This window comes from Arthrobacter sp. RIT-PI-e, from assembly GCF_001187915.1.
GTDB lineage: Bacteria > Actinomycetota > Actinomycetes > Actinomycetales > Micrococcaceae > Arthrobacter_D.
Genome location: NZ_LGIU01000007.1, coordinates 1 through 6,364 on the forward strand (window position 1 = coordinate 1; position 6,364 = coordinate 6,364).

General features: G+C 69.6%; 5 protein-coding genes. 4 read left to right on the plus strand and 1 reads right to left on the minus strand.

All coding sequences use genetic code 11. The features are described 5' to 3' along the window. On the minus strand, nt 1-693 hold a 693-nt coding region (locus tag AC792_RS00300), incomplete at its 3' end, for a bifunctional transcriptional activator/DNA repair enzyme AdaA (protein WP_152915929.1). Between the two features lie 89 nt (nt 694-782). Between AC792_RS00300 and AC792_RS00305 the strand changes: the two genes are divergently transcribed. The 4 genes from AC792_RS00305 to tyrS are packed head-to-tail and all read left to right on the plus strand — an operon-like array spanning nt 783 to nt 5,663. Next, nucleotides 783-1,427, plus strand: a complete 645-nt coding sequence (locus tag AC792_RS00305) for a DNA-3-methyladenine glycosylase (RefSeq protein ID WP_049828611.1) — start codon at nt 783-785, stop codon at nt 1,425-1,427. Between the two features lie 29 nt (nt 1,428-1,456). Further along, nucleotides 1,457-2,020: an adenine phosphoribosyltransferase gene (locus AC792_RS00310; RefSeq protein ID WP_049828613.1), complete on the plus strand. Its 564-nt coding sequence runs from the start codon at nt 1,457-1,459 to the stop codon at nt 2,018-2,020. Between the two features lie 51 nt (nt 2,021-2,071). Then, nucleotides 2,072-4,324, plus strand: a complete 2,253-nt coding sequence (locus AC792_RS00315) for a HelD family protein (protein WP_049828612.1) — start codon at nt 2,072-2,074, stop codon at nt 4,322-4,324. A gap of 13 nt (nt 4,325-4,337) precedes the next feature. Further along, nucleotides 4,338-5,663: a tyrosine--tRNA ligase gene (gene tyrS, locus AC792_RS00320; RefSeq protein ID WP_049828614.1), complete on the plus strand. Its 1,326-nt coding sequence runs from the start codon at nt 4,338-4,340 to the stop codon at nt 5,661-5,663. Nucleotides 5,664-6,364 lie beyond the last annotated feature (701 nt).

A 6,364-nucleotide genomic window follows, 5' to 3' on the forward strand; every position in this document is an offset into this window, starting at 1 on the left:
CCCCCGCCCGGACCCGAGCGCAGCCCCGGCCCGGTCCGCCAGGAAACGGAAGATCCCGTCGTCGTAGGGGAGCCGGGCCGGGAGCGTCAGCGTCAGTGTCACCGGCTCGCCCGCGGCGGAGGGGGGGGCAGGAGCCCGCCCGGCCGACTGCCGTAGTTGCCGCGGCGTCAGGTCGAAGATCTGCCGGAGGGTGTCGTTGAACTGCCGGATACTGCCGAACCCCGCGGCGAAGGCGACGTCCGCGGTGGAGAGATCGGACCCCGTCAGGAGCGTGCGCGCCGTCTGGGCGCGCTGCGCGCGGGCCAGCGCCAGGGCGCCCGCCCCGAGTTCCTCCCGCAGCACACGGTTCAGCTGGCGCGTCGAGTAGCCGAGCCGGGCGGCCAGGCCGGGTACACCCGTCCGGTCCACCTCCCCCTCCGCGATGAGTCGCATGGCCCGCGCGGACACGTCCGAGCGGAGGTTCCAGCGCGGATTGCCGGGTACCGCCTCGGGCAGGCACCGCTTGCAGGCCCGGTACCCGGCCTCGTGGGCCGCGGCCGACGTCGGGTAGAACCTCACATGGGCAGGTCTCGGCGTCCGTGCGGGGCAGGACGGCCGGCAGTAGATGCCGGTGGTGGACACCGCCGTGACGAACTGCCCGTCGAAGCGCACGTCGCGTGCGTCGATCGCCCGGTACTGCTGCCAGAAATCCACTCCGACATCCTCCCACCGCACGCACCTCCGTACCGGCGGGAATCGGACACGGCAGGCGAGCGCGGATCCTCCTTTGCTAGGTTCGGTGGATGGACCATCCAGGCACGAGCAGCTCCCGCGTGCGCGAGCTGCTCGGTGGCAGCGCGCTCGACGTCGCCCCGCGGCTCCTCGGTGCTCGGCTCACCTCGATGAGCAAGGACGGCGACGTGAGCGTGCGTATCACCGAGGTGGAGGCCTATCTCGGCGCCGACGACCCCGGGTCCCACGCGTTCCGCGGCAGGACGGCACGCAACGCCACGATGTTCGGGCCGGCAGGGCACCTCTACGTCTACTTCACCTACGGGATGCACCACTGCGCCAACGTGGTCTGCGGTACCGAGGGGTGGGCCACGGGTCTGCTGCTGAGGGCGGGGGAGACCGTCGAGGGCCTCGAGCCGGCACGCCTGCGCCGTTCCCGCCCCGCCTCGGACCTCGATCTCGCCCGCGGGCCCGCCCGCCTCGCGCAGGCGCTCGGTCTGGACCGCCGGTCCGACGGCGCGGACGTCCTCGCCGATCCCTTCCGCCTCGTGCTGCCGGACACGCCGCCGCCGGTGGTCGGGCAGGGGCCACGCGTCGGTGTCAGCGGCGTCGGCGGGACGGCGGAGTACCCGTGGCGGTTCTGGCTGCCCGGGGGGCCCCCGGTGTCCCGCTACCGTCCGGCGAAACCACCGCGGGCCCGTAAGGTTGAGCCGTGACTTTCAGCCCCACCGGCAGCACCCCGGCAGTGCCCTCCACCGATGCCCGCGACGTCGTCACCGATGTCCTCGCGGACGCCCGGGAGGAGATCGACCGGCTCTGCGCCGTCGTCCCCGACTTCCCCTCGCCCGGCATCGTGTTCCGCGATCTCACCCCGGTCTTCTCCGACGGCCCGGCCTTCCGCCGGGTGGTCGATGCCGTGTCCGAGCCGTTCGCGGGGTCCTTCGACGCCGTGGCCGGTGTCGAGGCCCGCGGATTCCTCCTGGCCGCCGCCGTCGCCTACGCCACCGGGACGGGGGTGCTCGCGGTGCGCAAGGCCGGCAAGCTCCCCCGGGAGGTCATCCGGGAGTCCTACGACCTCGAGTACGGCAGTGCCACCCTGGAGATCCACCGATCCGATCTGCGACCGGGTACCCGTGTGCTGGTGCTCGACGACGTCCTCGCCACGGGCGGGACACTGGCGGCCGCGTGCGCGCTGCTCGAGAAGGCAGGGGCCGAGGTCGTGGGCTGCGGTGTGGTGCTCGAGCTCGCCGATCTCGCCGGCCGCCGGAAGCTGCGCGACCGCCCCGTCCATGCACTGGAAACCGTGTAGGTCCCACCGCGCTAGCATGGACGGTCCGGTTCTGTAGGAAGGAAACGCCCGATGCACGAGACGCCCCACGCCAAGGCCGAGCTGGAGCAGGAGCGTACCTATGTGGACGGCCTGTACCGGCGGCTCGACGACCTCCGTGCGGAGAAGGTGCAGCAGCTCGCCGAGGTCCGCCGCACGCAGGCCGCAGGATCCCACCAGAACCGCTCGGAGCGCGACGCCTTCGCCACGATGTACGAGGACCGCCTGGCGCAGCTGAACGCGGTCGACGACCGCCTGGTCTTCGGCCGCCTCGACCTCGACGGCGGGGACGAACGCTACATCGGCAGGATCGGGCTCTCGGACGAGCAGCTGCGCCAGCTCATGATTGACTGGCGGGCCCCCGAGGCCGGAACGTTCTACCAGGCGACCGCCTTCGAGCGCATGGGCGTCCGTCGTCGTCGTCACCTCATCCTGTCCGGACGCGACGTCGTCTCCCTCGAGGACGATGTCCTGGACGCCGACATGCTCGGCGACGACGCCGCCCTCCAGGGCGAGGGCGCCCTGCTGGCCGCGCTCGACTCGCGGCGTACCGGCCAGATGTCGGACATCGTGGGCACGATCCAGGCCGAGCAGGACAGGATCATCCGCGCGCCCCTCCCGGGTGTCACCGTGGTGCAGGGCGGACCGGGGACCGGTAAGACGGCCGTGGCCCTGCACCGTGCCGCCTACCTGCTCTACACGCACCGGGAACGGCTGAAGTCCGCGGGTGTGCTGCTGGTGGGCCCCACCGACGCGTTCATGAAGTACATCGAGCGGGTCCTTCCCTCCCTCGGCGAGACCGGTGTGGTGATGGCCGGCATCGGCACCCTGATGCCCGGCGTGCACACCGTCCCCGAAACCTCCGAGGAGGCCGCCGCCGTCAAGGGGCGCCTCGACATGGCGCGGATCCTGCGCACCGCCGTCGCCAACCGCGAACGGGTGCCGGACGCGGACAAGCAGCTGTTCGTGGAGGGCACCCGGCTCACGCTGACCCCGCGAGCGGTGGCACGGGCCCGCGAACGGGCGCGCGCCACGGGCAAGCCGCACAACGAGGCCCGGGTGACCTTCGTGAAGATCCTCCTGAGGGAACTCACCGAGCAGCTGCTGGAGATCCTCGAGGAGTCCTCCGGCGGGGGGAACAACGCGGACCGGTCCTACCTCGCCGAGGACGTCCGCAGTGCACGGGACGTCCGGATCGCGCTGAACCTCGCCTGGATGCCGCTGACGCCGCAGAAGCTCGTGTCGGAGCTCTTCGCCCGACCGGAACTGCTGCGCGCGGCGGCCCCCGGGCTGACCGAGGACGAGCTCGCAGTGCTGGCCCGTCCGGCGGACGCCCCCTGGACGGAGGCCGACGTCCCGCTGCTGGACGAGGCCGCCGAACTGCTCGGCGACCTCGACCCGTCCGCGGGGAGGGACACCGCGGCACGGGAGCAGGAGGCCAAGCGGGACCTGGCCAATGCGCAGCGTGCACTCGAGAACGTGAACGCCTCGCTTGAGGACTCGGGGGTGGACGGCGTCCTCACGGCCGAGGACCTCGCGCAGCACAACGCCGTCCCGACCGCGCGACTGTCCGCCGCCGACCGCGCATCGACCGACAGGACCTGGGCGTACGGGCACATCGTGGTGGACGAGGCACAGGAACTCTCGCCCATGCAGTGGCGGCTGCTGATGCGGCGCTGCCCGCTGAAGTCCTTCACCATCGTGGGTGACATCGCGCAGACCAGCTCGGCCGCCGGATCGCGCTCCTGGCAGCAGGCACTCGAACCGTTCGTGGGGGACCGGTGGCGGCTGGAGGAGCTGACGGTCAACTACCGGACGCCCGCCCAGATCGCCGAGGCCGCGGTCCGGATGGCCAATGCCGCAGGGCTCGTGGTGTCGGCCCCGAAGGCCGTACGTAAGGGCAGGTTCGCGCCCGTCCTGGACACCGTGCCCGACCTCGTGCCCGCCCTGGTCGCCGCGCTGCCGGAGGAACTGGCGGCCATCGACGGCGGTCTGCTCGCCGTCATCGCCCCCGATCACCTGGTCCCGGAGGTGCGCGCCGCGCTCGTTCCCGCGTACGGCGGGCGCGTGGGTTCCGGTGCGGGCGGACCCGCACAGGACATCCTGGTCATCGGTCCCCGGGAGTCGAAGGGCCTCGAGTTCGACGGCGTGGTGATCCTGGAGCCGCAGGAGATGCTCGACTCCGCGACGGCGAGGGTGGGGGACCTGTACGTGGCCATGACCCGTCCCACCCAGCGGCTGCGCGTCATCTCCACGGGACGAATTCCGGCCGGTATCGCGGACTGATAATTTGGAGACCGTGTCCCAGCGAACAGAAACCCCGGTCAGTGGCCTGACAGGCCAGCGCAACGATCCCTCGTTCGGCAACGTGTACGACGAGCTCGTGTGGAGGGGCCTGGTGTACGTGTCCACCGACGAGTCCGAGCTGAGGGACCTGCTCGCGGGGAGCCCCATCACGTTCTACTGCGGGTTCGACCCGACGGCGGCGAGTCTGCACCTCGGTAACCTCGTGCAGCTGCTGACCATGCGTCGGCTGCAGCTCGCGGGCCACCGCCCCCTGGGCCTGGTCGGGGGTTCCACCGGTCTGGTCGGGGATCCGCGGCCGACGGCGGAGCGCACGATGAACACCAAGGAGACGGTCGCCGAGTGGGTCGGGTACCTCCAGGGTCAGGTGCAGAAATTCCTGGACTTCGAGGGCGACAGCGCAGCCCGGATGGTGAACAACCTGGACTGGACCGGTCCGATGAGCGTCATCGACTTCCTGCGCGACGTCGGCAAGTACTTCCGTGTCGGCACGATGGTCAAGAAGGAGACGGTGGCCAAGCGGCTGAACTCGGACGAGGGCATCAGCTACACCGAGTTCAGCTACCAGATCCTCCAGGGCATGGACTACCTCGAGCTGCACCGCCAGTACGGATGTGTGCTGCAGACCGGGGGCTCGGACCAGTGGGGGAACCTCACCAGCGGCACCGAGCTGGTCCGGAAGGTCGAGGGCACGAGCGTGCATGCGATCGGAACCCCGCTGATCACGAACTCGGACGGCACGAAGTTCGGCAAGAGCGAGGGCAACGCGGTCTGGCTGGATGCGACCATGACGAGCCCGTACGCCATGTTCCAGTTCTGGTTGAACACCGCGGACGACGACGTCGCCTCACGCCTTCGCGTCTTCACGTTCCGAACCCGGGCGGAGATCGAGGAGTTGGAGCGAGCCACGATCGAGCGTCCGCACCAGCGGGCGGCCCAGCGTGCGCTGGCCTTCGATGTCACCTCGCTGGTCCACGGCGTGGATGCAACGGAGAAGGTCATCGCGGCGTCCGCGGCCCTGTTCGGGCAAGGTGACCTCGGCTCCCTCGACCTCGGCACGCTCGAGGCTGCGACGGCCGAACTGGAGTCCGTGGTCATCGGTCAGGACGGGCGGGGCATCGTGGACCTGCTGGTGTCGACGGGGCTCTCGACGAGCAACTCGGCGGCACGCCGCACCGTGGCCGAGGGCGGTGCGTACGTGAACAACGAGAAGATCACCGACCCCGATCACGTCGTCCCCGCGGACGCCCTGCTCCACGGGCGGTACCTGCTCGTCCGTCGCGGCAAGCGGAACCTCGCGGTGGCGGACGCCGGCCACTAGAACTCCTGACGGCGTCCGCACGGTGGGCCGGCACGTCCTCAGCGGGAAGTGCCGGCCCACTGCTATGTCCCGCGACGTCGCTCATGAAGGGCCGGATCCACCCCGCCGTCCTCGGACGGATCAGCCGGTGTGCTGCTGGATTCGCCGCCCCGGCCACGAACCGACTCCTTCCTACCCCTGGGAGGACCGGACGGTACTCGTTCGGCAGGGTGCGCATCGTTCATCGTGTCCTGGTCCGCGTCCGTCTCCGTCGGGCGCACGAGACCCGCAGGAGGTCAGCGCAGCGAGTTTGCGCGGTGGGGGTCCCCGCCGTATAGTTATCGCGTTGCCCCAATGAGGGCAGCAACTCCCTTCAAATTCCTGGACATTCTCGCGTGCTGCTGAGCAGAAGTGAGAACGGCCTCCATCTGTCGTGGATTCTTTTGCTCGGCTTATAAGCCATGCGGAAGGATTTGACAAGGGAAATGGAAGCGGAATAAGCTGTGATTGTAGCGGCGGGGGAAAGCGGACTGGCCTGTTGAATTGCTTCCTGGTAGTGATACCGGGGGGTGGGTGTCCGTGAGTAATCGTTTGTTCCTGTTGTTTGAGAACTCAATAGTGTGCCAAGTTTGTTGATACCGATTGTTTGTTGATTGGTTGAATTGGCTGGTCTGTCACACCCCGTGTGGTGGGCTGGTTTTTTTGGCTGGTTTCGAATTTTG

Coding starts and splice junctions, on each gene's coding strand:
- AC792_RS00305 (WP_049828611.1), top strand. CDS start 783: ATGGACCATCCAGGCACGAGCAGCTCCCGCGTGCGCGAGCTGCTCGGT.
- AC792_RS00315 (WP_049828612.1), top strand. CDS start 2,072: ATGCACGAGACGCCCCACGCCAAGGCCGAGCTGGAGCAGGAGCGTACC.